At 64.9% G+C, this 21,506-nt stretch carries 19 protein-coding genes and 1 pseudogene; 6 read left to right on the plus strand and 14 right to left on the minus strand.

What is annotated here, in order from left to right:
- Nucleotides 1-140: 140 nt before the first annotated feature.
- The 3 genes from AAE027_RS18510 to AAE027_RS18520 all read right to left on the minus strand — a co-directional run bounded on the left by AAE027_RS18510 (nucleotide 141) and on the right by AAE027_RS18520 (nucleotide 2,820).
- On the minus strand, nucleotides 141-1,409 hold the full coding sequence (locus AAE027_RS18510) for a cytochrome P450 (protein ID WP_370986749.1): 1,269 nt from the start codon (nucleotides 1,407-1,409) through the stop codon (nucleotides 141-143).
- Between the two features lie 102 nt (nucleotides 1,410-1,511).
- Entirely contained in the window at nucleotides 1,512-1,838 is a 327-nt protein-coding gene (locus AAE027_RS18515) for a hypothetical protein (protein WP_128946495.1), read from the minus strand.
- A 208-nt stretch (nucleotides 1,839-2,046) separates the two neighbouring features.
- The gene (locus tag AAE027_RS18520) at nucleotides 2,047-2,820 is read right to left on the minus strand and encodes a ferredoxin--NADP reductase (RefSeq protein ID WP_370986748.1); all 774 of its coding nucleotides are present in this window, start codon (nucleotides 2,818-2,820) and stop codon (nucleotides 2,047-2,049) included.
- Between the two features lie 157 nt (nucleotides 2,821-2,977).
- On the opposite strand from AAE027_RS18520, the gene AAE027_RS18525 reads away from it, so the two are divergent.
- Entirely contained in the window at nucleotides 2,978-4,174 is a 1,197-nt protein-coding gene (locus AAE027_RS18525) for an amidohydrolase family protein (protein ID WP_091888636.1), read from the plus strand.
- Between the two features lie 275 nt (nucleotides 4,175-4,449).
- Here the strand turns inward: AAE027_RS18525 and AAE027_RS18530 are convergent, their stop codons facing one another.
- The 8 genes from AAE027_RS18530 to AAE027_RS18565 all read right to left on the minus strand — a co-directional run bounded on the left by AAE027_RS18530 (nucleotide 4,450) and on the right by AAE027_RS18565 (nucleotide 12,623).
- Nucleotides 4,450-4,905 carry a MarR family winged helix-turn-helix transcriptional regulator gene (locus AAE027_RS18530; RefSeq protein ID WP_370986747.1) on the minus strand — a complete coding sequence of 152 codons (456 nt, stop codon included), beginning with the start codon at nucleotides 4,903-4,905 and terminating at the stop codon, nucleotides 4,450-4,452.
- A gap of 25 nt (nucleotides 4,906-4,930) precedes the next feature.
- The gene (locus AAE027_RS18535; RefSeq protein WP_370986746.1) at nucleotides 4,931-5,635 is read right to left on the minus strand and encodes an ABC transporter ATP-binding protein; all 705 of its coding nucleotides are present in this window, start codon (nucleotides 5,633-5,635) and stop codon (nucleotides 4,931-4,933) included.
- Nucleotides 5,632-6,423: an ABC transporter ATP-binding protein gene (locus tag AAE027_RS18540; protein ID WP_128938569.1), complete on the minus strand. Its 792-nt coding sequence runs from the start codon at nucleotides 6,421-6,423 to the stop codon at nucleotides 5,632-5,634. Before AAE027_RS18540 ends, AAE027_RS18535 begins: the two co-directional genes overlap by 4 nt.
- Nucleotides 6,420-8,309, minus strand: a complete 1,890-nt coding sequence (locus AAE027_RS18545; protein ID WP_370986745.1) for an ABC transporter permease — start codon at nucleotides 8,307-8,309, stop codon at nucleotides 6,420-6,422. The genes AAE027_RS18540 and AAE027_RS18545 overlap by 4 nt, the downstream gene beginning before the upstream one ends.
- A 70-nt stretch (nucleotides 8,310-8,379) precedes the next feature.
- On the minus strand, nucleotides 8,380-9,582 hold the full coding sequence (locus tag AAE027_RS18550) for an ABC transporter substrate-binding protein (RefSeq protein WP_370986744.1): 1,203 nt from the start codon (nucleotides 9,580-9,582) through the stop codon (nucleotides 8,380-8,382).
- 79 nt (nucleotides 9,583-9,661) lie between these two features.
- Entirely contained in the window at nucleotides 9,662-10,246 is a 585-nt protein-coding gene (locus AAE027_RS18555; RefSeq protein ID WP_370986743.1) for an amino acid synthesis family protein, read from the minus strand.
- Between the two features lie 26 nt (nucleotides 10,247-10,272).
- On the minus strand, nucleotides 10,273-11,169 hold the full coding sequence (locus AAE027_RS18560) for a UPF0280 family protein (RefSeq protein ID WP_370986742.1): 897 nt from the start codon (nucleotides 11,167-11,169) through the stop codon (nucleotides 10,273-10,275).
- Complete coding sequence (locus AAE027_RS18565; protein ID WP_370986741.1) at nucleotides 11,166-12,623, minus strand: 6-hydroxynicotinate reductase; 1,458 nt, start codon at nucleotides 12,621-12,623, stop codon at nucleotides 11,166-11,168. The genes AAE027_RS18560 and AAE027_RS18565 overlap by 4 nt, the downstream gene beginning before the upstream one ends.
- A gap of 244 nt (nucleotides 12,624-12,867) precedes the next feature.
- On the opposite strand from AAE027_RS18565, the gene AAE027_RS18570 reads away from it, so the two are divergent.
- Both AAE027_RS18570 and AAE027_RS18575 read left to right on the plus strand, forming a co-directional pair.
- Nucleotides 12,868-13,350 (plus strand): (2Fe-2S)-binding protein, encoded by a 483-nt coding sequence (locus AAE027_RS18570; RefSeq protein ID WP_091888651.1) that lies wholly within the window; start codon nucleotides 12,868-12,870, stop codon nucleotides 13,348-13,350.
- On the plus strand, nucleotides 13,350-16,880 hold the full coding sequence (locus tag AAE027_RS18575) for a molybdopterin cofactor-binding domain-containing protein (RefSeq protein WP_370986740.1): 3,531 nt from the start codon (nucleotides 13,350-13,352) through the stop codon (nucleotides 16,878-16,880). The genes AAE027_RS18570 and AAE027_RS18575 overlap by 1 nt, the downstream gene beginning before the upstream one ends.
- Here AAE027_RS18575 and AAE027_RS18580 read toward each other — a convergent pair.
- On the minus strand, nucleotides 16,877-17,845 hold the full coding sequence (locus tag AAE027_RS18580) for a catechol 2,3-dioxygenase (RefSeq protein ID WP_370986739.1): 969 nt from the start codon (nucleotides 17,843-17,845) through the stop codon (nucleotides 16,877-16,879). The genes AAE027_RS18575 and AAE027_RS18580 overlap by 4 nt on opposite strands.
- 418 nt (nucleotides 17,846-18,263) lie before the next feature.
- Between AAE027_RS18580 and AAE027_RS18585 the strand changes: the two genes are divergently transcribed.
- The 3 genes and pseudogenes from AAE027_RS18585 (at nucleotide 18,264) to AAE027_RS18595 (ending at nucleotide 20,848) form a co-directional block, all read left to right on the plus strand.
- Nucleotides 18,264-20,003 carry an ATP-binding protein gene (locus tag AAE027_RS18585; RefSeq protein ID WP_370986738.1) on the plus strand — a complete coding sequence of 580 codons (1,740 nt, stop codon included), beginning with the start codon at nucleotides 18,264-18,266 and terminating at the stop codon, nucleotides 20,001-20,003.
- 253 nt (nucleotides 20,004-20,256) lie between these two features.
- Nucleotides 20,257-20,340: pseudogene (locus tag AAE027_RS18590) on the plus strand (peroxidase-related enzyme); the annotation flags it as partial.
- Between the two features lie 10 nt (nucleotides 20,341-20,350).
- Nucleotides 20,351-20,848, plus strand: a complete 498-nt coding sequence (locus AAE027_RS18595) for an MgtC/SapB family protein (protein ID WP_370986737.1) — start codon at nucleotides 20,351-20,353, stop codon at nucleotides 20,846-20,848.
- 34 nt (nucleotides 20,849-20,882) lie between these two features.
- On the opposite strand, the gene AAE027_RS18600 is transcribed toward AAE027_RS18595, so the two are convergent.
- Together AAE027_RS18600 and AAE027_RS18605 are read right to left on the minus strand one after the other, a co-directional pair.
- Complete coding sequence (locus tag AAE027_RS18600) at nucleotides 20,883-21,050, minus strand: hypothetical protein (protein WP_164934456.1); 168 nt, start codon at nucleotides 21,048-21,050, stop codon at nucleotides 20,883-20,885.
- A gap of 253 nt (nucleotides 21,051-21,303) precedes the next feature.
- On the minus strand, nucleotides 21,304-21,447 hold the full coding sequence (locus AAE027_RS18605) for a hypothetical protein (RefSeq protein WP_164934455.1): 144 nt from the start codon (nucleotides 21,445-21,447) through the stop codon (nucleotides 21,304-21,306).
- Nucleotides 21,448-21,506 lie beyond the last annotated feature (59 nt).

Below are 21,506 nucleotides of genomic sequence, written 5' to 3' on the forward strand. Positions count from 1 at the left end.
TTGTCTCCCGTTAAGACGTCGATCTGCGACATGCGGCCAAGGAACTCCCGTCGTCTCCGACGTCCTAATGACAACAGGACCAACGGCTCACCGTTCCTGACTGACAGCGCTCGACCAAGATTTTCCGAAAGGAGCTGATCTCAGCCCGCCGCGGTGAGGGAACGATCAATCATCGCTTCCGCGCGCGCCGCCGGTGTTCCGCGACCCTCAGTCGAGACGGGAAGATTTGCAATCGCGCGCAAACCCGGCCGCCTGCGCCAGCGGACCGCGGCGGGATCGACGGCCAAGCCAAGCTTCGGCCATCGCACGAACAGCGCTTCCAACGCGCACGCCGCCTCGATGCGCGCGAGCTGGTGGCCAAGGCAGAAATGGATTCCTGTTCCGAACGAGAGGTGGCGGTTAGGCTTGCGTTCGAGATCGAGCTTCTCGGGATCATCGTGCACCGTGGGATCCATGTTCGCCGCGGCGAGCATCACCATGACGCGATCGCCCTTCTTCAGGCGCACGCCGTCGACCTCGACATCCCGCCGCACATAGCGCGGCTTGGAGAATTGCACTGGCGAGACAAAGCGCAGGAACTCCTCGACGGCGAGGCCGACGCGGCTCCAGTCCTCTTCGAGCCAATCGCGCAACCCAGGATTCCTGAGCAGTTCGTAAGCCGAACCGCTGATGAGATGCGTGGTCGTCTCCGAGCCGGCCGCAAGCAGCAGAAACACCATCGAGACCATTTCATCCGGCGTGATCTGGCCGCCCTCGCGCTCGACCTGGACCAGCTCCGCGATCAGGCCTTCGCCGCCCTGTAAACGCGCGATTTGCAACTGCCGTTCGAGGTAAGCGCGCATCTTGCGGAACGCGAACAGCAAGCGGAAGAAGCTGACGACATTGGTCAGCGAGGACATCGCGTTGGCCCAAGCGATGAATCGCGGACGGTCCGCCGGAGGCAGGCCCAGGAGCTCGGAGATCACCGCAAGCGGCAGGATACGCGCGTAGCGCTGGACGAGATCGGCCGGGTTTCCGTTCGCAAAGAGCTCGCCGGCGAGATCGTCGGCGATGGCGCGGATGCGCGGCTCCATCGCGACGATGGCGCGCCGACGAAAAGCCTCGTCCACGATGCTGCGCAGCCTGGTGTGATCCGGCTCGTCCATCGTCAGCATGTTGTTGGCGATGGTCCTGACGTATCTCGGCATCCACCAGCGCAGACCGGCGACGTCGCCATCCTCCTTTCGCAGCGTGAAGGTGGTGCTGTCCTTCAGGACGTGCGCGGTGGCGTCATGGGTCGTGGTGATCCAGACGTCGCCGATGAGAGGAAATCGCGTCGCCACCACGGGGCCTGACATGCGCAGCGTCGCGATCGCCTTGGGCGGATCGCGAAAGAAGGCCTCGCTGGTGAAATCGAGGCGCGCTGTCATGGGTTCACCGGAGTGATTGCTGGCGTCTCAACCAGATGGTGCGCGGCGCGGCCGGTGCAAGGGCGGAACGTGCACCCGCTTCGGCCGCAGACGTCGAAAGACCTATCCGCGTCCCGGAGGTCGCTGCCCGGTCTTGCGCTGCTGCTGGCTGGTGTAGGCGTCCCAATGGCTCCAGCTGCCATTGCTCAGGCTTTGCAGGTCGGTCGCGAGCGGTCGGCGCGTGCGCTTGTCGTGATCGGCGATCACCCGCTCGGACTGCGCGATCTTGCGCTTGAGTTCCGCGATGGTCTTCTGGGTGTGGCCGTTCCGCTTCGACGAGGCGATCTCGCCCATCGTGAAGCGCGCAGTCTCCAGCGCCTTCAACTCGGCGCGATTCTTCTTCAACTGGACCCGGTGCCAGGCGATGTTGCTGTCGCTGTCCGCAACCATGTGGGAACTCCGCTGATTCGCTCCCATATAGTATCGTGCGCCGAATCGGCGCCGCAACGGGCGCCCGGCGGCGAAAATGCGACCTTATTGGGCAGGAATTACGGGCCTATAGCGTTTTCGAGCGAAGCGGACATCGGTTCGCGTAAAGAAAACGCGTCAAAATGAGAATCCAGAGCCCCCCGTTCCGACTCATCGGAAGGGAAATGACTCAGCGTTCGGCAAAGGCCTTTTCGACCACGAACTGGGCCGGCTCGCCGTGATTGCCCTCGATGAAGCCGCGTTCGCCCAGCAGCACGCGGGTGTCCGCGACCAGGGCCGGACTGCCGCAGATCATGACGCGGTCGTGGGCGGCTTCCAGGGCCGGCAGGCCGATGTCGGTGAACAGCTTACCTGACGTGATGAGGTCGGTGATGCGGCCGCGATTGCGGAAGGGATCGCGCGTCACGGTCGGGTAGTAGACGAGCTGACCCCGGATGTACTCGCCGATCAATTCGTCCTTGGGCAGCGTCTCGGTGATCATCTCGCCATAGGCGAGCTCCTTGACGTGCCGGCAGCCGTGCAGCAGCACCACCTTCTCGAAGCGCTCGTAGGTCTCGGGGTCCTTGATCACGCTCAGGAACGGCGCAAGGCCGGTGCCGGTGCCGATGAGGTAGAGGTTGCGGCCCTCTTCCAGATTGTCGATCACCAGCGTGCCAGTGGCCTTGCGGCTGACGATGATCTCGTCGCCTTCCTTCAGGTGCTGAAGCCGTGAGGTCAGCGGACCATCCGGCACCTTGATCGAGAAGAACTCCAGCGTGTCCTCGTAATTTGCGCTGGCGACGCTGTAGGCCCGCAGCAGCGGCTTCTCGCCGACCTTGAGCCCGATCATGGTGAACTCGCCGTTGCGGAAACGGAAGGTCGGGCTGCGGGTGGTTTTGAAGGAGAACAGCGTGTCGGTCCAGTGGTGGACGCTCAAAACGCTTTCCTGATTGAAATTGCTCATCTCACCTTCCCTGTCGCTTCCAATGCGGTTCCGAGGCGGGCAGCTATGCGTCGTTTGTACACGATCATTCGTATACTAATGAATAATCCGGCTTGATCCCGCGGTCAAGGCTGCCCAAGATCGGAAGCGTTGCAGTTAGGAATAAGGAGCCCCTTCCATGGCGCATGATGCACCCCAGGCCACCGGACCCTCGAAGCTCGTGATCCGGAATATCGGCCTGATCCTGTCCGGCGCCCTGGAAAAGCCGATCCTGGACGGCGACACCATCGTTGCCGAGAACGGCAAGATCACCGCGATCGGCCGCTTCAAGGACGTCGATACCGAAGGCGCGACCACCATCGTCGACGCCCACGGCACCACGGTCGCGCCGGGCCTGATCGACAGCCACGTCCATCCCGTTGCCGGCGACTGGACGCCGCGGCAGAACCAGATCAACTGGATCGACAGCTACCTCCACGGCGGCGTCACCACCATGATCTCGGCCGGCGAAGTGCACATGCCCGGCCGCCCCCGCGACGTCGTCGGTCTCAAGGCCATGGCCGTATACGCCCAGCGTGCGTTCTGGACCTTGCGCCCCGGCGGCGTGAAGGTTCACGCCGGCGCGCCGGTGATCGAATGCGAGATGGTCGAGGAGGATTTCAAGGAGATGGCCGCCAACGGCGTCAAGCTGCTCGGCGAAGTCGGTCTCGGTGGCGTCAAGGACGGCCCGACCGCACGCAAGATGGTCGGCTGGGCGCGTAAATACGGCATCCAGAGCACCATCCACACCGGCGGGCCCTCGATCCCCGGCTCAGGCCTGATCGACAAGGACGTGGTGCTGGAGGCCGATACCGACGTGGTCGGCCACATCAATGGCGGCCACACGGCGCTCCCCGACGACCAGATCCGCTGCATCTGCGAAGGCTGCAAGCGCGGCCTCGAGCTCGTGCACAACGGCAACGAGCGCTCGGCCCTGTTCACGCTGCGCACCGCGCGCGAGATGGGCGATCTGCACCGCGTCATCCTCGGCACCGACGCGCCGGCCGGCTCCGGCGTGCAGCCGCTCGGCATCTTGCGCATGGTGTCGATGCTGTCCTCGCTCGGCGAGCTGCCGGCCGAGATCGCCTTCTGCCTTGCCACCGGCAACACTGCGCGGATGCGCGAGCTCGATTGCGGCCTGATCGAGGTCGGCCGCTCCGCCGACTTCGTCATCATGGACAAGGCGCAGCACTCGCCGGGCAAGACCATTTTGGAGAGCGTTCAGCTCGGCGATCTCCCCGGCATCGGCATGACCATCATCGACGGCATCGTCCGCACCCAGCGCAGCCGCAACACGCCGCCGGCGGGCAAGGTACCGGAAGTGGTAGCGAAGTAGGCTCGCGAAAACACCAAACCGTCATCCTGAGGTGCGAGTGCACGGCGCGAAGGCGCCGTGTGCGAGCCTCGAAGGATGAACGGCCGAGCTGACGCAGCGGGGCCGTCGCCCTTTCGAGGGCCGCTGAAGAAGCGGCCACCTCAGGGTGACGGTGAGGCACCTTGCTCGGTATCGTAGGGTGGGCAAAGCGAAGCGTGCCCACCATTGCGCCTGCAAATGCGATGAAGATGGTGGGCACGGCGCGTTGCGCCTTTGCCCACCCTACGGCACCTTCCTCACCGGAGCTTATTGAGCAGCGCCATCAGCGTCTCGCGCTCTTTCGCGTCGAGCGGCGCCAGTGTCTCGCGGGTGATCGCGAGCGCGTTCGGCGCCAGCTTCTCGGCAAGCTGCTGACCAACGCGCGTCAGGCTGACCAGCAAGCGCCGCCCGTCCTCGGGATCCTGGCTCGTTTCCGTCAGGCCGCGCGCCGTCAGGCGGTCGATCACGCCCTTGATGGTCGCAACGTCCATCGCCGTGAGACGTCCGAGCTGGTTCTGCGAGCACGGCCCGGTCTCGGCGAGCTTCGACAGCGCCGCCCATTGCGTCGGCGTCAAATTGGTGCCGATGTCACGGGAGAAGATCGAGCTGTGGCGCTGCCACACCTGGCGCAGGATGAAGCCGACCTGCTCGTCGAGCACGTAAGGCGGTTTTGCCGGTTTGGCGTTCTTCTTTGCCGCAACGCTTCTCGCCATCCGTTCGCTGCCCTTCCCTTTTCCCTCACAACGACAGATGCGCGTCGCGGATATCCGGACGTGCGTCGAGCTCGGCCATGGTGCCGCCGAAGCAGATGCGGCCGCGCTCGATGATGTAGGCGCGATCGGAAATCAGCCGCGCGAAATGCAGATTCTGCTCGGAGACGACGATGCTGACGCCTTCCTTCTTCATGGTCAGGATGGCATCGACCATCTGCTCCACGATCTTCGGCGACAGGCCCTCCGAAGGCTCATCCAGCAGCACCAGCGACGGATTGCCCATCAGCGTGCGCGCGATGGTGAGCATCTGCTGCTCGCCGCCGCTCATGCGCCCGCCCGGACGATTCTTCATCTCACCCAGGTTTGGAAACAGCGCGAACAGTTTTTCGCGCGTCCAGTGCGGCGCGTTCGGACGCTTGGGCTGGCGGCCGACCTCGAGATTCTCCTCGACGGTCAGGTCCGTAAAGATGCGCCGCTCCTCCGGCACATAGCCGAGCCCCTCGCGCACGATCTCATGGGTCGGGCGCGCCGAGACGTCCTTCCCTTCGAACGTGATGCGGCCGGTTCGCTGCGCGACGAGACCGACAATGGAGCGGAACGTCGTCGACTTGCCGGCGCCGTTGCGCCCGAGCAGCGCAACGACCTCGCCCTCGCCGACCTCGAAGCCGATGTCGAACAGGATATGCGCCGGGCCATAATGGCTGTTGAGCGCTTCGACCGTCAGCTTCATGCCGAGGCTCCCTCGCGATGGCGGGCATCGTAGACGAGGCCCTCGCCGAGATAGACCGCCTGCACCTGCGGATTGCCGCGCACCTCGGCCGGCGAGCCCTCGGCGATCAGCGTGCCGCGGTTGAGCACGATGATGCGGTCGGCATGCTCGAACACCACGTCCATGTCGTGCTCGGTGAAGAGCACACCGATCGATTTCTCCCGCGCGATCTGCGCGGTCAGCCGCATCAAATCGACTCGCTCGCGCGGCGCCATGCCCGCGGTCGGCTCGTCCATCAGGAGCAGCTTTGGCTGGTTGGCAAGCGCGACCGCAAGCTCGAGCCGCTTGAGGTCGCCATAGGCGAGCTCGCCGCAGGGCCGATCCGCGTAGCCGCTCATGCCGACCAGCTCGAGCAGACGGCCGGCCTCGCCGCGGTCGAACTTCGGCGCCGAGCCGAACAGATTGAACAGCTGCTTCCCGTGCGAGATCAGCGCGACCTGCACGTTCTCGCGCACGGTCATGGTAGCGAAGGTCGCGGTGATCTGAAACGTGCGCCCGACGCCGAGGCGCCAGACATCGCGCGGCTTCCTGCCGGTGATCTCTTCGCCGAGCAGACGGACATGGCCGGAATCCGGCTTGTTCTGGCCGTTGAGCATGTCGAAGCAGGTGCTCTTGCCGGCGCCATTCGGCCCGATCAGCGCCAGGATCTCGCCGGCGCGCAGCGAGAACGAGACGCCGCGCACGGCATGGATGCCGCCATAGGATTTGGTCAGGCCTTCGACCGCGAGAAGTGGAGGTGCGACGCTCATTCGGCAGACTCGATCGGCTTGGCAAGCAAAGGGGATCCCGGCGGCGATGCTTTCTTGCGGCGCTGCGCCAGCAGCTCCAGCATGCCGACGATGCCCTTGGGGAAGACGACGACGATCAGCATGATGAAGCCGCCGAGCACGAGCTTCGACAGGTCGGTCTGGCTGACCAGCCAGATGTTCAAAGCCTTGTAGACGATGGCGCCAATCACCGCGCCCGATACAGTTTCGACGCCGCCGAGCAGCACCATGACCAGCGCATCGACCGACAGCGAGATGCCGAGATTGTCAGGGAAGACGCTGCCCTTGAGGTAGGCGAACAGCGCGCCGCCGATACCGGCAGTGGTTCCTGCGATCACGAATGCCGTCCACTGGATGCGCTTTGCGTCGATACCAATCGCCTCGCTGCGCAGCGCAGAGTCACGCGTCGCCCGGAGCGCATAGCCGAACGGCGAGAACACCATGGCCCGTAGCGCGATAGTGACGAGTGCCGCGACGCCGAGCGCGAGCCAATAGAAATGCGATGGGCTCGCGGCCCAGCTCGACGGCCAAAGGCCCAGAATGCCGTTGTCACCGCCTGTCACGTTCACCCACTGGAATGCGATCGACCACACGATCTGCGCGAAGGCGAGCGTCAGCATGGCGAAATAGACGCCGGAGAGTTGCACTGCGAAGAAGCCGAACACGGCCGCGCCCATGCAGCCGAGCAGCGGGCCGAGCAACAGACACACGATCATCGGCAGCCCCGCCATCTTGGCGAGGAAGGCGATGCCGTAGGCACCAAGCCCGAAATAGGCCGCATGGCCGAACGAGGCGAGCCCGCCGACCGACATCAGGAAGTGCAGACTGACGGCGAAGATGACGAAGATCGCGATCTCCGAGCCGACCGTCAGCGCGTAATTGCCGGCAAACAGCGGCAGCGTCGCTGCGATGACGAGCGCGGCAAGCGCAGCCAGCCGCTCGTTCGACGTCAACGGGCGCCAGGGATTGACGGTGAGACCAGGCGTCTTGCGCGCGGCCGCCTCGGGCTTGCCGAACAGGCCCCAGGGCCGCACGATCAGCACCACCGCCATCACCAGGAAGACCAGGATGATGGAGATCTTCGGAAAGATCAGGATGCCGAAGGCATTGAGCTCGGACACCAGCACCGCTGCAACGAACGCGCCGACGATGCTGCCGAGACCGCCGATCACGACCACGACGAACACTTCCACGATGATCCGAAGATCCATGGCGTGATGCACGGCATCGCGCGGGATCTGGAGCGCGCCGCCGAGCGCGGCGAGGAAGACGCCGACCGCGAACACGCTCGTGAACAGCCACTTCTGGTTCACGCCGAGCGCGGCGACCATGTCGCGGTCCTGCGTCGCGGCGCGCACCAGGACGCCCCAGCGCGTGCGCTGGAACAGCAGCCAGAGAATCCCGAGCACGACGGGTCCGAGCACGATCAGGAACAGATCATAGCTCGGAATGTTCTGGCCGAAGAAATCGATCGCGCCTTTGAAGCCGGGCGCGCGGCGGCCGACGAGGTCGTCAGGCCCCCAGATCAGCACCACGAGATCTTCGACCATCAGGGTCAGGCCAAAGGTCGCGAGCAGCTGGAACAATTCGGGCGCGTGATAGATGCGCCGCAGCAGCACCATCTCGACGATAACGCCGATCAGCGCCACCGCCAGCGCCGCCAGCACGATCCCGCCCCAGAATCCGAACGCACCCGACAGCCGCTCGGTGAGCGTGAAGGCGATGTAGGCACCGATCATGTAGAAGGCGCCATGCGCGAAATTCACGATCCGCGTCACGCCGAAGATGATCGACAGGCCCGAGGCCACCAGAAACAGCGACGCTGCGCTGGCGAGACCGGTCAGAAACTGTACGACATAAAAGGCCATCGGCGGTCCGGGTTAGGTTTGAAGTCACCTCTCCCCGCTCTTGCGGGGAGAGGTAGGGGATAAAGAGAGATCAATCCTTCGGACGCAGCTTCTCAACTTCGGCGTCGCCAGGCAGATAGTCCGCGCCCTTCTTGTAGGACGAGTCCACCATCACACCCTTGCCGTCCTTCAGCACGGTCTTGCCGACATAGGCACCGAGCGTCGACTGATGGTCGATCTTGCGGAAGGTGATCTCGCCGAACGGCGACGGCATCGACAGGCCTTCGGCCGCGGCGATCAGCTTCTCCGGATCGGTCGAGCCGGCCTTGGCGAGAATGGCGGCCGCCGACTTGATAGTCTGATAGCCGACGATCGAGCCGAGGCGCGGATAGTCGTTGTACTTGGCCTGGTAGGCCTTCAGGAACGCGTCATGCTCGGGCGTCTTGATCGAGTACCAGGGATAGCCGGTGACGATCCAACCCTCCGGCGTCTCGTCCTTCAGCGGATCGAGATATTCGGGCTCGCCGGTCAGGAAGGAGACGACCTCGCGTCCCTTGAACAGGCCGCGGGTGTTGCCTTCGCGCACAAGCTTGACGAGATCGGCGCCGAAGGTGACGTTGAGGATCGCTTCCGGGTTGGCCGCGGCCACCGCCTGCACCACCGGGCCCGCGTCGATTTTGCCCTGCGGCGGCCATTGCTCGTCGACCCACTGGATGTCCGGGCGCTTCTCCGACATCAGCTTCTTGAACACCGCGACCGCCGATTGGCCGTATTCGTAGTTCGGCGCGATCGTCGCCCAGCGTTTCGCCGGCAGCTTGCTGGCTGCCTCCACCAGCATCGCTGCCTGCATATAGTTGGAGGGACGCAGGCGGAAGGTGTATTTGTTGCCCTTCGACCAGGTGATCGCGTCCGTGAGCGGCTCGGCCGCGAGGAAGAACACCTTCTTCTGGTTGGCGAAGTCGCTGACGGCGAGGCCGATGTTCGACAGGAACGTGCCCGTGAGCATCGCAACGCCCTCGCTCGAGACGAGCTCATTGGCCGCGGTCTGCGCATCCGCCGGCTTGCCGCCATCGTCCTTGGAGATGACGACGAGCTTCTTGCCGTTGATGCCACCGGTCGCGTTGATCTGTTCGACCGCGAGCTGCCATCCCTTGCGATAAGGCTCGGTGAAGGCCGGCAGCAGCGAATAGCTGTTGATCTCGCCGATCTTGATGTCCTGCGCCAGGGCCGAATGGGCCATGCCGCCGGCCAGAAGCGCGAAGGCCGCGCCGACAAAAACGTTTCTTGCTCGCATCCCAACCTCCAGTTTTGAACTTCTCTGTTGTTCGCACACGATTTGATCGGAGAACCCGTGCCCGGCTCTCCGGATCGCGTTATCTCAAACCGTCCTCGCCCTTGATCTCCGCAACCGTCAGCCCGCCGACGCGCGGCAGCGGACGGCCGCTGTCGGTGACGGCAACCGCGACCATGATCTCGTTGGCGCGCGGCGCATCGTTGATCTGTACTTCCATGCCGTCGAAATGGCTGCGTACGAAGGCTGCGTCCTTGTGCCCCAGAGGGATGTCCAGCGTCGTGCCGGGACCGCTGCGCTTTTTCGACGACGGGATCAGCGCCGCGCCCTTGCTCAGCACTTTGCGCACGGGCGCCCCCATCTTCGGATGCAGGATCGCGGCGGCATGCTCCAGCTCGCCGTTCTCGCCGACGGCTGCGGCCTTGCCGTAGCTCTGCGCCTTCGCGCCATCGATGCCGAGCGCCGCCACCGCGCGCCTCGACAGCAGCTCGCCCAGCTCCTCGCCGATCGCGATCAGCGGGGAAAGGTCTTCGACATATTTCCCCGCAAAGGGATTCTCGATCACGGCGATCGCCGCGGCGCGCCGGGTCGGCGGCGACACCTGACGCCCCATCTCCATCTGGGTCTCTTCGACGACGGTGACGATCTTGCGGATGATCGCGCTCATGATTGCTTCCTCAGTCTCTTCCCTGTTCAGGCATGAACCGCGTTCTCCAGCATAGGCGGGCGCGATCGTTGCCGTTCAATATCTTTCGGTCCGATGACAAGCATATCACCACAAAGCTGCAACACGGCACCCTCGATCAATCCGCGATCGAATAATTGCCGTGCACATTCCGCGCCAGATTCCAGCGCGGCCGCGATCTCATTGTGCGATAACTGGCCGACCTCGCGGGTGACAAGGCGCACTCCGAGATCGCTGTCGGGCTGAAGCTCGTTGGCGGGCTTGCGGATGATGGCCGGATGTCCCGGCAGATCCACCGCGTTGGCGATGATCGTGGCCGCCGCATCGGCCTGCGATGCCGTTGCAGCCAACACCGTCACTGCGTCCGCGATCCCGAGCGAAAAACTGCGACCGTGGCGTCCACTGGTCGCGATCCCGCGTACGGGGTCGGCTGAATCGACCCTCAGGGTCCGCATCACGCCGGAGCGATCGGGCCGATCCATCAGACCGACCGAGAAATGCTCGCCTTCGCCGAGATGAAGCGCGATATCGCCGCCATTGTTGACGTAGGTTTGATTGAGGGTTGCGGCTCCGAGCATTGCGCCAAGGATCTCTTCCGCTACGCTGCCGGCCACCGCGGCCATCGGCGTGATGAAGCAATCAGCGGCATAGGGCGCGACGGCGGCACGCATCCGCCGCGCGACCACGCCCTTCAGCGAAGTCCGCCCCACAGCGGCCATCCGCAGCTCCGGCAATTCCGCGCAGAGTTCGTCGAGCAGTCCGGTGAACCGCCGCGCGGCCGCCTCATAGGCGGCACGCACCTCGTCCGCACGCGCCCTCGCCTCCACGATCAAATCAATCGGTCCATCCTGCAAATGCAGCCGCCGGCTATCAGACAGCAATGCGATTTGCGGACACCGTGTCATGCCCGACGTCCCGGAATCGGGTTCTGCCAGGGCAGCTGGCGGACATCGTCACCGCCCTTCACCTCCGAGAGCGGCTTCACATAATCCATGTGCCCGCCGAGCGCAGCATAGTCCGACAGCTTCATCGTGAACTCGATCGGCGCGACCAGCGCCGGCGTCGGCACGTAGCCAAAGGCGCCCGCCGGCATCTGCGTTACGTCGACCATGTAGGTGATGCCGCCGCCAGGCCAGACATAGACCGGCGCGCCGCCGCTGGTGACGCGCGTCAGCGCGTCCTTCACCGAGCGCGTCAGCCGCACCGGATTGTCGGTGACGCCAGCGCGCAGCGAGCCGCCGGCGCCCGCCATGAACAGCACCGTGCACAGCGCCGGCTCGCAGTTCTCCTGGATGCGCTCGACCGAAAACTTCAGGTCATCAGGCATCTCGGTCTCAACCGGCTTCAAGGCCTCGTCGAGCACATAATAGGACGAATGCTCGCCGGTGGTGGAGACCATCAGCATGGTCAGACCGGGCTTGGCTTCCTTGGCATCAAATGGGCCGAGGATCGAGAGCGGATCCGAGATATTGGTGCCGCCCCAGCCCGTGCCGGGATCGGCGACCTGGAAATAGCGGCCGGGCGTCGAACGGCGGCCCTTCATCTTGATGCCGGTATCGGCGATGTCGAGCAGCTTGCCGGCCTGATGTTCCGAGAGTACGCCGGTGATGTGGTCGTCGACCACGACGACTTCGTCGACCTTGCCATGCCACTGCTTGGCGAACATGCCGATCGTCGCCGAGCCACAGCCGACTCGCATGCGCTCTTCCTTCGCGCCGTTGACGATCGGCGGCTGGCCGGCCTGCACCACCACGCTCGCACCACCGTCGATGGTCAGCTCGACCGCCTTGCAATTGGCAAGATCCATCAGCGTGTCGCAGGTGACGCGCCCCTCTTTCTTGGAGCCGCCGGTGAGATGATGCACGCCGCCGAGCGAGAGCATCTGCGAGCCATATTCGCTGGTGGTGACGTGGCCCACCGCCTCGCCCTGCGCGCGAACGGTCGCGGTCTCGGGCCCAAGATAGCGGTCGGTGTCGATCTTCACCTTGATGCCGCAATAGGAGAAGATGCCCTCGGTGACCACAGTCACCATGTCGACGCCGTCGACCTCCGCGGAGACGATGAACGGCGCCGGCTTGTAGTCGGGATAGGTCGTGCCCGCTCCGATCGCCGTCACAAAGGTTGAAGGCTCGTGGACGATCTTGCCGTCCCAGTCTTCCGTGCGGCTGAACGGGACGAGCTTGCCGCCATGCGAGACGGTGCGCTCCAGGATCACGTGCGGATCGACGCGAACGAGCTTGCCGTCGTGGTTGGCGTAACGGTCGCAGGCGCCCGCCGCGCCCGGCTTGATGTAGCACATCACCGGACAGGCATCGCAGCGGATCTTGTCGACGGCAGCGCTCGTTGTTTCCATCACCATGTCAGAGCCAGCGGAGACCGCGGTTATCATTCGTATACGAACGATGTTGCGCGCGGTCCCGATAGCTGTCAAGCGGCGGTGCGGCGCAAAAGATGCGCCTGCCGCATAAAACCTCATATGCCTATCCGCTCTGTCCACAAAGAAGGCAGTCGCGCTGCAGTGCGGCATGACGGCTTGCACGTTTGTGTACAAACGGTATCGTCGCGACTTACAAATCGCGTGATGACAGGGCTTGGGAACGAGGATGACGCAGACACCGATCCGCCTCACCGTGAACGGCAGGATCCACGAGGTCACTGCGGCGCGGGACACGCCTCTGCTCTACGTGCTGCGCAACGACCTCGCGCTCAACGGGCCGAAATATGGCTGCGGTCTCGGTGAATGCGGCACCTGTACTGTCCTGATCGACGGGGCCGCGGCGCGGTCCTGCGTGATTCCCGTAAGCGGCTGCGCCGGCCGCGACATCGTGACGCTCGAAGGCCTCGGTACGCGCGACAAGCCTGATGTCGTGCAACAGGCCTTCATCGACGAGCAGGCCGCGCAATGCGGCTACTGCCTCAACGGCATGATCATGACCACCAAGGCGCTGCTCGCGATCAACCCGCGTCCGACCGAGCAGGAGGCGCTGGCGGCGCTGCGCTACAATCTCTGCCGCTGCGGCACGCATGTCGAAATCCTGCGCGCCGTGATGCGCGCCTCCGGCCAGCTCACCGAGGCCGTTGATTGATGGCCTCCCCGCATCCGAACGAAGCTGAGCGGCTATCCGGTTCGCTCGTCGTCATCAGCACTGTGGACGAGGTCACAACCGAGACCTACGTCCGCGTCACCGCCGACGGCGCAGTCACGGCTTATAACGGCCATGTCGATCTCGGCACCGGCATCCGCACGGCGCTGGGCCAGATCGTCGCCGAGGAGTTGGATGTGTCCTTTGCGCGCGTCGTCGTCGTGCTCGGCGATACCGCATTGGTGCCGAACCAGGGCGCGACGATCGCAAGCGAGACGATCCAGATTACGGCCGTGCCCTTGCGCAAGGCCGCAGCCCAGGCGCGGCACTTCTTGATCGCACGTGCGGCGGAGCGGCTCGAACTATCGGAGGCCGACCTTAAGATCGACGACGGGCTCGTCCGCGGGCCCGACAATCGCAGCGTCAGCTATGGCGAACTGATCGGCGACGAGACGATCAGCCTCGAGCTTGCGGACGACGTCGCGGTCAAGGCGGCCAGCGATTATGCCATCGTCGGCCAGTCGATGCCGCGGGTCGACGTGCCGGCCAAGGCCACGGGCGAGCTGACTTTCGTACACGACGTCCGGGTGTCAGGCATGCTGCACGGCCGCGTGGTGCGTCCGCCCTATGCCGGCGTCGATGCCGGTCCGTTCGTCGGCACCAGCCTGATCGCCGTCGATGAGGCGTCGGTGCGCGACATTCCCGGCCTGGTGGCCGTGGTGCGGATCGGCGATTTCGTCGGCGTGGTCGCCGAGCGCGAGGAGAACGCGATCCGTGCGGCAGAACAGCTCAAGGTGAGCTGGAAGCCGACGCCCACGCTGACCGATCTCGCCGATGTCGAGACCGCGCTGCGCGCCAATCCATCGACGCCACGTACGCTGATCGACAAGGGCGACGTCGATGCGGCGATATCAGGCGCGGCCAAACCGATGCAGCGCACTTATGTCTGGCCGTATCAGATGCACGCCTCGATCGGCCCGTCCTGCGCCGTCGCCGATTTTCAGGACGGCAACATCCGCGTCTGGTCCGGGACGCAGAACCCGCATGTGCTGCGCAGCGACCTTGCACTCCTCCTCGAGCGTCCCGAGAGCGAGATCGAGGTCATCAGGCTGGAGGCCGCCGGCTGCTACGGCCGCAACTGTGCCGACGACGTCACGGCCGACGCGCTGCTGCTGTCGCGTGCGGTCGGCCGGCCCGTGCGCGTGCAATTGACGCGCGAGCAGGAGCACGCCTGGGAGCCCAAGGGCACTGCGCAGCTCATCGATGTCAATGGCGGGCTGAATGCAGACGGCGGCGTTGCTGCCTACGATCTCGCCACGCGCTACCCCTCCAACGCGGCGCCGACGCTGGCGCTGCTGCTGACGGGGCGGATCTCGCCCGAGCCCGCCGTGCTCCAGATGGGCGATCGCACCGCGATCCCGCCTTACGACTACGACAACATGCGTGTGGTCGCCGACGACATGCCGCCGATCGTGCGCGCGTCCTGGTTCCGCGGCGTCTCGGCACTGCCGAACACCTTTGCGCATGAATCCTACATCGACGAGGCCGCGACCGAGGCCGGTGTCGACCCGATCGAGTATCGCCTGCGTTATCTGAAGGACCAGCGCGCGATCGATCTCGTCAATGCGGTCGCCGAGCGCGCTGGCTGGACGCCACGACCGGTCCGCGAGGAGAAAGACGGCGAGATCGTGAATGGGCGTGGCTTTGCCTATGCGCTCTATGTCCACAGCAAGTTCCCCGGCTATGGCGCGGCGTGGTCGGCCTGGATCGCCGACGTCGCGGTGAACAAGACCACCGGCGACGTCAGCGTCACGCGCGTGGTCGCCGGGCAGGACTCCGGCCTGATGATCAATCCGGACGGCGTGCGCCACCAGATCCAGGGCAACGTCATCCAGTCCACCAGCCGCGCGCTGATGGAGGAGGTCTCGTTCGAGCGCGGCGCGGTGGCGGCGCGCGAATGGGGCGCCTACCCGATCATCCCCTTCCCCGACGTGCCCAAGATCGACGTGTTGATGCTGCCGCGTCAGAACCAGCCGCCGCTCGGCGTCGGCGAGTCCGCCTCGGTGCCGAGCGCGGCGGCGATCGCCAACGCGATCTTCGATGCCACCGGCGTGCGTTTTCGCGAGCCGCCATTCACGCCGGAGCGCATTCTCAGGGGATTGCACGGCGATGCGCCGGCGACGCCGCAGGCGCTGCCCGCGCCCGCCGCCCCGCCGCCATCACGCATCTGGGAGAACCCGTTCGCCAAACGCGCCGGCATCTTCGCGACAATCGCGGCCATCTGCACCGCCGCAATCGGCGTCGGCGCAGCGCTGCTCCCGGCGCGCGCGATCGCGCCCATCGCGCGACCCGACGCATCGGTCTATTCGGCGGCAACAATCGCCCGCGGCCAACAATTGGCGGCGCTCGGCAATTGCGCGGAGTGCCACACCACGGTTCGAGGCGCGCTCAATGCCGGCGGTCGTGCGCTGCAAACGCCGTTCGGCACGATCTACTCGACCAACATCACGCCCGATGTCGAGACCGGCATCGGCGCCTGGTCCTACCCCGCCTTCGAGCGCGCGATGCGCGACGGGCTGCATCGCGACGGACGGCAGCTCTATCCTGCCTTCCCCTACACGCATTTTTCGAAGACCAGCGAGGCCGACCTGCAGGCGCTCTATGCCTACCTGATGGCGCAGCCTGCGGTGCGCGCGACACAGCCTGCGAACACGCTCGCCCTCCCTTTCAATCTTCGGCCACTGCTCGCGGGATGGAACGCGCTGTTTCATGAGGCGGGTGAATTCAAGCCCGATCCCGTGAAGTCGGGGCTTTGGAATCGCGGCGCCTATCTGATCGAAAGCCTCGGCCATTGCAGCGCCTGCCATTCGCCGCGCAATGCGCTCGGTGCCGAGCAGCGCGGGGCCTATCTCGCCGGCGGCTTTGCCGAGGGCTGGGAAGCGCCGGCGCTGACCTCGCTCTCCCGCGCACCGATCCCGTGGAGCGAGGACGAGCTGTTCGCGTACTTGCGCACCGGCCATTCCCGCTATCATGGCGTCGCGGCCGGCCCAATGGCGCCGATCGTCCGGGACCTCAAGGCCCTGCCTGACCAGGACATCCGCGCGATGGCGGTCTATCTCAATTCGTTCAATGACACCGCGAGCGACCGAGAAACGCAAGATGCGCTCGCAACGAAACTCGAGAACGCGACGCAAGTCACCGTGGCCGCCTCCACCGGCGCGCGGCTCTATCAGGGCGCCTGCGCCGTCTGCCACGAGGTCGGCGGCCTGCCGCTGTTCGGCAGCAGGCCCTCGCTCGCGCTCAACAGCAATCTGCACAGCGCGACCGCGGACAATCTCGTGCAGGTCATCCTGCACGGCATCACCGAACCCGTCTCCAGCGATCTCGGCTACATGCCTGCCTTCAAGGGCAGCATGAGCGACGCGCAGATCGAGGAGCTCGTCACCTTCCTGCGCAAGCAGTTCGCGCCGGACAAGGCGGCCTGGACCGGCGTGCGCGAGACGATCGCGCGCGCACGCGCATCCGCAAATTAGCCGTGCTTCTTGATCTCCACCGGCGGCGTGCCGTGGGTGTGGAACGACTCGATCGTCTTCAGGCCCCAGGCTTGGCCTTTCTTGCGCTCCTCCTCGGTCCACACGATCGGCTTCCAGTCCGGCGCGAGGATGAGACGTGCCCCGGCATTGGCGACCTCGACGCGGTTGCCGCCGGGTTCGTAGACATAGAGGAAGAAGGTCTGCTGGATCGCGTGCTTGTGCGGGCCGGTCTCGATATGCACCCCGTTCTCCAGGAAGATATCTGCCGCGCGAAGAATCTCCTCGCGGCTGTCGAGCGCGTAGGTGACGTGGTGGAAGCGACCGGGCGTGCCGGAATGATCGAGTGAATAGGCGAAGTCGTAGCTCTTGTTCGACATCGTCAGCCACATTGCGGCTTCACGGCCGTCGTTGAGCACGATCTGCTCGGTGAGACGGCAGCCGAGATAATTCTCGAAGAACTCGCGGTTGGCCTTGATATCGACGGCGAGGCAGTTGAGATGGTCGAGCCGGCGGACGTTGACACCGCGCGCCGGAAAACGCTGCGCCTGGTTTTTCAACGCGGGCTTCAGTTCCGGCGGCGCCTGGTACCATCCGGTTTCGTAATAGAGCTCGACGATGTGGCCATCAGGATCGCGGCAGCGAAAGGTCGGCCCCTGCCCCATGTCGCCATCGATCCAGCCGATGTCGAAGCCGGAGCCCTTCAGCGCGGCGACGCGGCGCTCCAGCGCTTGCTGGCTGCGCGCGCGCAGCGCCATGTGCTCCATGCCCGACGTCTTCGACGCCGTGAGCTTGAGCGAATAGCGCTCGTAATCGTCCCAGCCGCGCAAATAGACCGACTCGCCCTTCTGCCCGCTGACGGTCATGCCCATGACATCGACGAAGAACTTCAGGCTTTCGTCAGGCTTGGGCGTCAAGAGCTCCATGTGGCCGAGATGGGCGAGATCGAGGATCGGTTCGGGCTGCATGCTTTCCTCCAAACGTGGCCGCCAAGCGTGGCTGCGATCCGCGGCGCGCGCGACGCAAATGGCGCGCCCGGAGCGCTGGGGACGGCCTATTTGTACTAATGTACAAATGATTAGGTCTCGTCAACAAATCTGAGTCGAACCGGATGACCCGACGCGCAGGATGACAATTGTTCCCCGCGCGTCGCGCCTGATGCCCGAATGGTAAAATATTCCCTAAGACCGCGGCGCCATCCCAACGAACTTAGAAATTACAGCATTTTCCCGAGGCTTCCGCCCACAACTATGTATTGGCGACACGGCTCCCGGCCGAATTACGGTGGATTTAACGAAGCGGCCGCGCCTGCGGCTTAACCGTTTGTGCAGCGACGGCCACGCATAGTCCGGATCAAATCCCTTGCTCTTGCCAGGTTCATTGATCGTGACATCCTTTGGACGCGTGATTTCGGTTCGCGGATCGCTCGCCCGGGTCGGGCTTCTGGCGGAAGGCCGGATGCCGATCTCGGAGGTTCGGGCGACCGTCGGCCGTTTCGTCAGTATCCGCTGCGCCAGCTCGGTCATCGTCGCGATGATCACCGAGGTCTCCTGCGAAAACCTGTCGAGCACCGACAATTACATCGCGATCGCCTCGGTCGACCTGCTCGGCGAGATCCTCAACGCCGCCGACAAGGCCAAATTCCAGCGCGGCGTGACCAACTATCCGACCATCGGCGATGCCGCTGACCTCATCACGAGCCAGGAGCTGCGGACGATCTACGCGCCGACCGGGTCGGACCAAATCAATGTCGGCTTCCTCCAGCAGGACCGCTCGGTCGTCGCCTATGTCGACGTCGAGGAAATGCTGTCCAAGCACTTCGCGGTGCTTGGATCGACCGGCGTCGGCAAATCGACCGGCGTCTCGCTCCTGCTCAACGAGATCTTGAAGGCGCGCCCGAACCTGCGCATCTTCCTGCTCGACGTGCACAACGAATATGGCCGCTGCTTCGGCGATCGCGCGCTGGTGCTCAACCCACGAAACCTGAAGCTGCCGTTCTGGCTGTTCAACTTCGAGGAAATCGTCGACGTGCTGTTCGGCGGCCGCGCCGGCGTGCCCGAGGAGCTCGACATCCTCGCCGAGGTGATCCCGCTCGCCAAGGGCGTCTACACCCAGTACCAGAACGCCGACCGCATCGGTCTCAAGCGGATCGATCCCAAGCAGATCGGCTACACCGTCGACACGCCGGTGCCCTATCGCCTGGTCGACCTGCTGTCGCTGATCGACGAACGCATGGGCAAGCTCGAGAACCGCTCCTCGCGCATCATCTATCACAAGCTGATCTCGCGCATCGAGGCCGTCCGCAACGACCCGCGCTACGCCTTCATGTTCGACAACGCCAATGTCGGCGGCGACACCATGGCGGAGGTGATCAGCCATCTGTTCCGCCTGCCCGCCAACGGCAAGCCGATGACGGTGATGCAGCTCGCCGGCTTCCCGGCCGAGGTCATCGATTCCGTCGTCTCGGTGCTGTGCCGCATGGCTTTCGACTTCGGCCTGTGGAGCGACGGCGTCTCGCCGCTGCTGTTCGTCTGCGAGGAAGCGCACCGCTACGCCTCCGCCGACCGCAACATCGGCTTCGGCCCGACCCGCAAGGCGGTGTCGCGCATCGCCAAGGAGGGCCGCAAATACGGCGTCTATCTCGGCCTCATCACGCAGCGCCCCGCAGAGCTCGACGCCACCATCATCTCCCAGTGCAACACGCTGTTCACGATGCGTCTTGCCAACGACCGCGACCAGGCGCTGCTCCGCGCCGCCGTGTCGGACGCGGCCGCGAACCTCCTGTCCTTCGTGCCCTCCCTCGGCACCCGCGAGGTGCTGGCGTTCGGCGAAGGCGTCGCGCTGCCGACGCGGCTGCGCTTCAAGGAGGTGCCGCCGCACCAATTGCCGCGCGGCGAAGCCACCATCTCGAGCGTGCCCTCGGTCACCTCCGGTCACGACATGCATTTCGTCAGCGCCGTGCTCGAACGCTGGCGCGGCGCCACCTCGCAGCGTGACGTGCCGAACGATCCGGTTTTCGCGGCACCGCCTGCCAAGACGATGTCCAGCCTCGAAGCCCCGATGCTGCAACCATCGATGGGCCTCGATCCCGACCGCTTCTCGCTGCTGAAGAAGCCGTTGCGGTAAGGCCGCGCTCGCGCTTCAAGCACACTGCCATGCCCCGCGACCCGGCTACGCCAAGGCTTCGCCGAGGTTGTGGTCTAGGGGCGCCGAAGCTTTAGCGTAGGCGGCAGGCGGGGCATCCCGTACGCCGCAGCTTCTCGGTTCAATCACACCCGCCTCTGGAATACTGGATCGCCCGATTAAATCGAGCGATGACAGCCAGGATGTGGCACGTTGAGACGGCCGCCCGCATCGATTATGTTTGCCGGACCAAGCCGCGCTGTCGACCCGGCTGGCGAATTTCACGGGCATGCGACCGAACGAGGAGTTCTATCTGATGGGACGACTGCCGAAGAAGTGACCGACCGGCTATGACCGAACTCGACTGGCCCGAAATCCTGCTGCGTCTCGGCAGCGCCACGCTCGCTGGCAGCGCGATCGGCCTGAATCGCGATCTGCAAGGTAAGCCGATCGGACTGAAGACGCTCGGCATCGTCGGGCTCTCCACCGCGGCCGTCGTGCTGCTCGCCGTCGAGTTCGCCGAGCCCGGCAGGATCAACGATGCGGCAAGTCGGGTGATCCAGGGCATCCTGACGGGGATCGGCTTCCTCGGCGCCGGCGTCATTGTCCACGAGAGCAAAGGTTTTCGCGTGAGTGGCCTGACCAGTGCGGCCTGCACGTTCCTCGCCGCCTGCCTCGGCATTATCTGCGGCGCCGGACAATGGAAGATCGTCGCAGCCGCGCTGGCGCTCGCCTTCGTTCTGCTGACGGTCGGCCGCCCCGTCGAGAGCTGGCTGCACCGGATCCTCGGTGGCAAGGACGAGTCGCACGAAGCGGCCTCAGAGCAGGGGCCTGAACGCAGCGCTTAGGCGGCTCCGGCTAACCTCGCACTCTCCGCGCCGCTCAGGTCTTGCGCCGCAGGCTCCAGAGACTCCCGGCGAGCAGGACGGCGGTCACGAGCAGGATGGCGACGAAGGTCTGGATGATGGTGAAGTTCAGCGCATCCCGCGCGACGAACAGCGCGGTGATGGCTCCGGCGACAACAAACAGAATGCGAAGGATCAGGCTCATCGCCGCGTCTCCGGGTCGGCATGATCCGGAGCCCACTAGCCTTGCGCATTGGACACAATGCGTGTTCGCCCCTCATGCATCGTGACCCTAGCGGCCTGCGCCAGACAGGATTTGCGACATATCAAGGACCCGCGCGCCGTCAGGACGCAGGACTAAGGACCCGCGGATGCGGCTCGCCGCCGCTCTCCAGCGCGCGAGGCCCGAACTGATCGCGCGACCGATGCGTTGCGTGCGGCTGCGAAGCGCTATGCCGCTAGTGCTTTGCCATCAACTCGAGTGCCGGAGCAAAGCGCTCGGCGAACGTCAATGTCTTGGCGTGGTGAACTGCGGCAAACGAGGCCGAAACCCCTGCTGACGCGAGGGCGAGCAAGGCAACAGCGAAAAACAGACGGCGCATTCCTGCCTCCTGTGTGAGCCCGATTGCCTCAAAAAATGGGACGGCTCTGTTTCAGGAGC

The organism is Bradyrhizobium sp. DN3, from assembly GCF_041357655.1.
GTDB lineage: Bacteria > Pseudomonadota > Alphaproteobacteria > Rhizobiales > Xanthobacteraceae > Bradyrhizobium.

What these genes read in the sequence shown, in the direction of transcription:
- AAE027_RS18605 (WP_164934455.1), bottom strand. Translation starts at nt 21,447, where the DNA reads ATGCGCCGTCTGTTTTTCGCTGTTGCCTTGCTCGCCCTCGCGTCAGCA.
- AAE027_RS18515 (WP_128946495.1), bottom strand. Translation starts at nt 1,838, where the DNA reads ATGGTTGCGGACAGCGACAGCAACATCGCCTGGCACCGGGTCCAGTTG.
- AAE027_RS18570 (WP_091888651.1), top strand. Translation starts at nt 12,868, where the DNA reads ATGACGCAGACACCGATCCGCCTCACCGTGAACGGCAGGATCCACGAG.
- AAE027_RS18575 (WP_370986740.1), top strand. Translation starts at nt 13,350, where the DNA reads ATGGCCTCCCCGCATCCGAACGAAGCTGAGCGGCTATCCGGTTCGCTC.
- AAE027_RS18580 (WP_370986739.1), bottom strand. Translation starts at nt 17,845, where the DNA reads ATGCAGCCCGAACCGATCCTCGATCTCGCCCATCTCGGCCACATGGAG.
- AAE027_RS18550 (WP_370986744.1), bottom strand. Translation starts at nt 9,582, where the DNA reads ATGCGAGCAAGAAACGTTTTTGTCGGCGCGGCCTTCGCGCTTCTGGCC.
- AAE027_RS18535 (WP_370986746.1), bottom strand. Translation starts at nt 5,635, where the DNA reads ATGAAGCTGACGGTCGAAGCGCTCAACAGCCATTATGGCCCGGCGCAT.
- AAE027_RS18565 (WP_370986741.1), bottom strand. Translation starts at nt 12,623, where the DNA reads ATGGTGATGGAAACAACGAGCGCTGCCGTCGACAAGATCCGCTGCGAT.
- AAE027_RS18560 (WP_370986742.1), bottom strand. Translation starts at nt 11,169, where the DNA reads ATGACACGGTGTCCGCAAATCGCATTGCTGTCTGATAGCCGGCGGCTG.
- AAE027_RS18510 (WP_370986749.1), bottom strand. Translation starts at nt 1,409, where the DNA reads ATGACAGCGCGCCTCGATTTCACCAGCGAGGCCTTCTTTCGCGATCCG.
- AAE027_RS18600 (WP_164934456.1), bottom strand. Translation starts at nt 21,050, where the DNA reads ATGAGCCTGATCCTTCGCATTCTGTTTGTTGTCGCCGGAGCCATCACC.
- AAE027_RS18555 (WP_370986743.1), bottom strand. Translation starts at nt 10,246, where the DNA reads ATGAGCGCGATCATCCGCAAGATCGTCACCGTCGTCGAAGAGACCCAG.
- AAE027_RS18540 (WP_128938569.1), bottom strand. Translation starts at nt 6,423, where the DNA reads ATGAGCGTCGCACCTCCACTTCTCGCGGTCGAAGGCCTGACCAAATCC.
- AAE027_RS18520 (WP_370986748.1), bottom strand. Translation starts at nt 2,820, where the DNA reads ATGAGCAATTTCAATCAGGAAAGCGTTTTGAGCGTCCACCACTGGACC.
- AAE027_RS18545 (WP_370986745.1), bottom strand. Translation starts at nt 8,309, where the DNA reads ATGGCCTTTTATGTCGTACAGTTTCTGACCGGTCTCGCCAGCGCAGCG.
- AAE027_RS18525 (WP_091888636.1), top strand. Translation starts at nt 2,978, where the DNA reads ATGGCGCATGATGCACCCCAGGCCACCGGACCCTCGAAGCTCGTGATC.
- AAE027_RS18595 (WP_370986737.1), top strand. Translation starts at nt 20,351, where the DNA reads ATGACCGAACTCGACTGGCCCGAAATCCTGCTGCGTCTCGGCAGCGCC.
- AAE027_RS18530 (WP_370986747.1), bottom strand. Translation starts at nt 4,905, where the DNA reads ATGGCGAGAAGCGTTGCGGCAAAGAAGAACGCCAAACCGGCAAAACCG.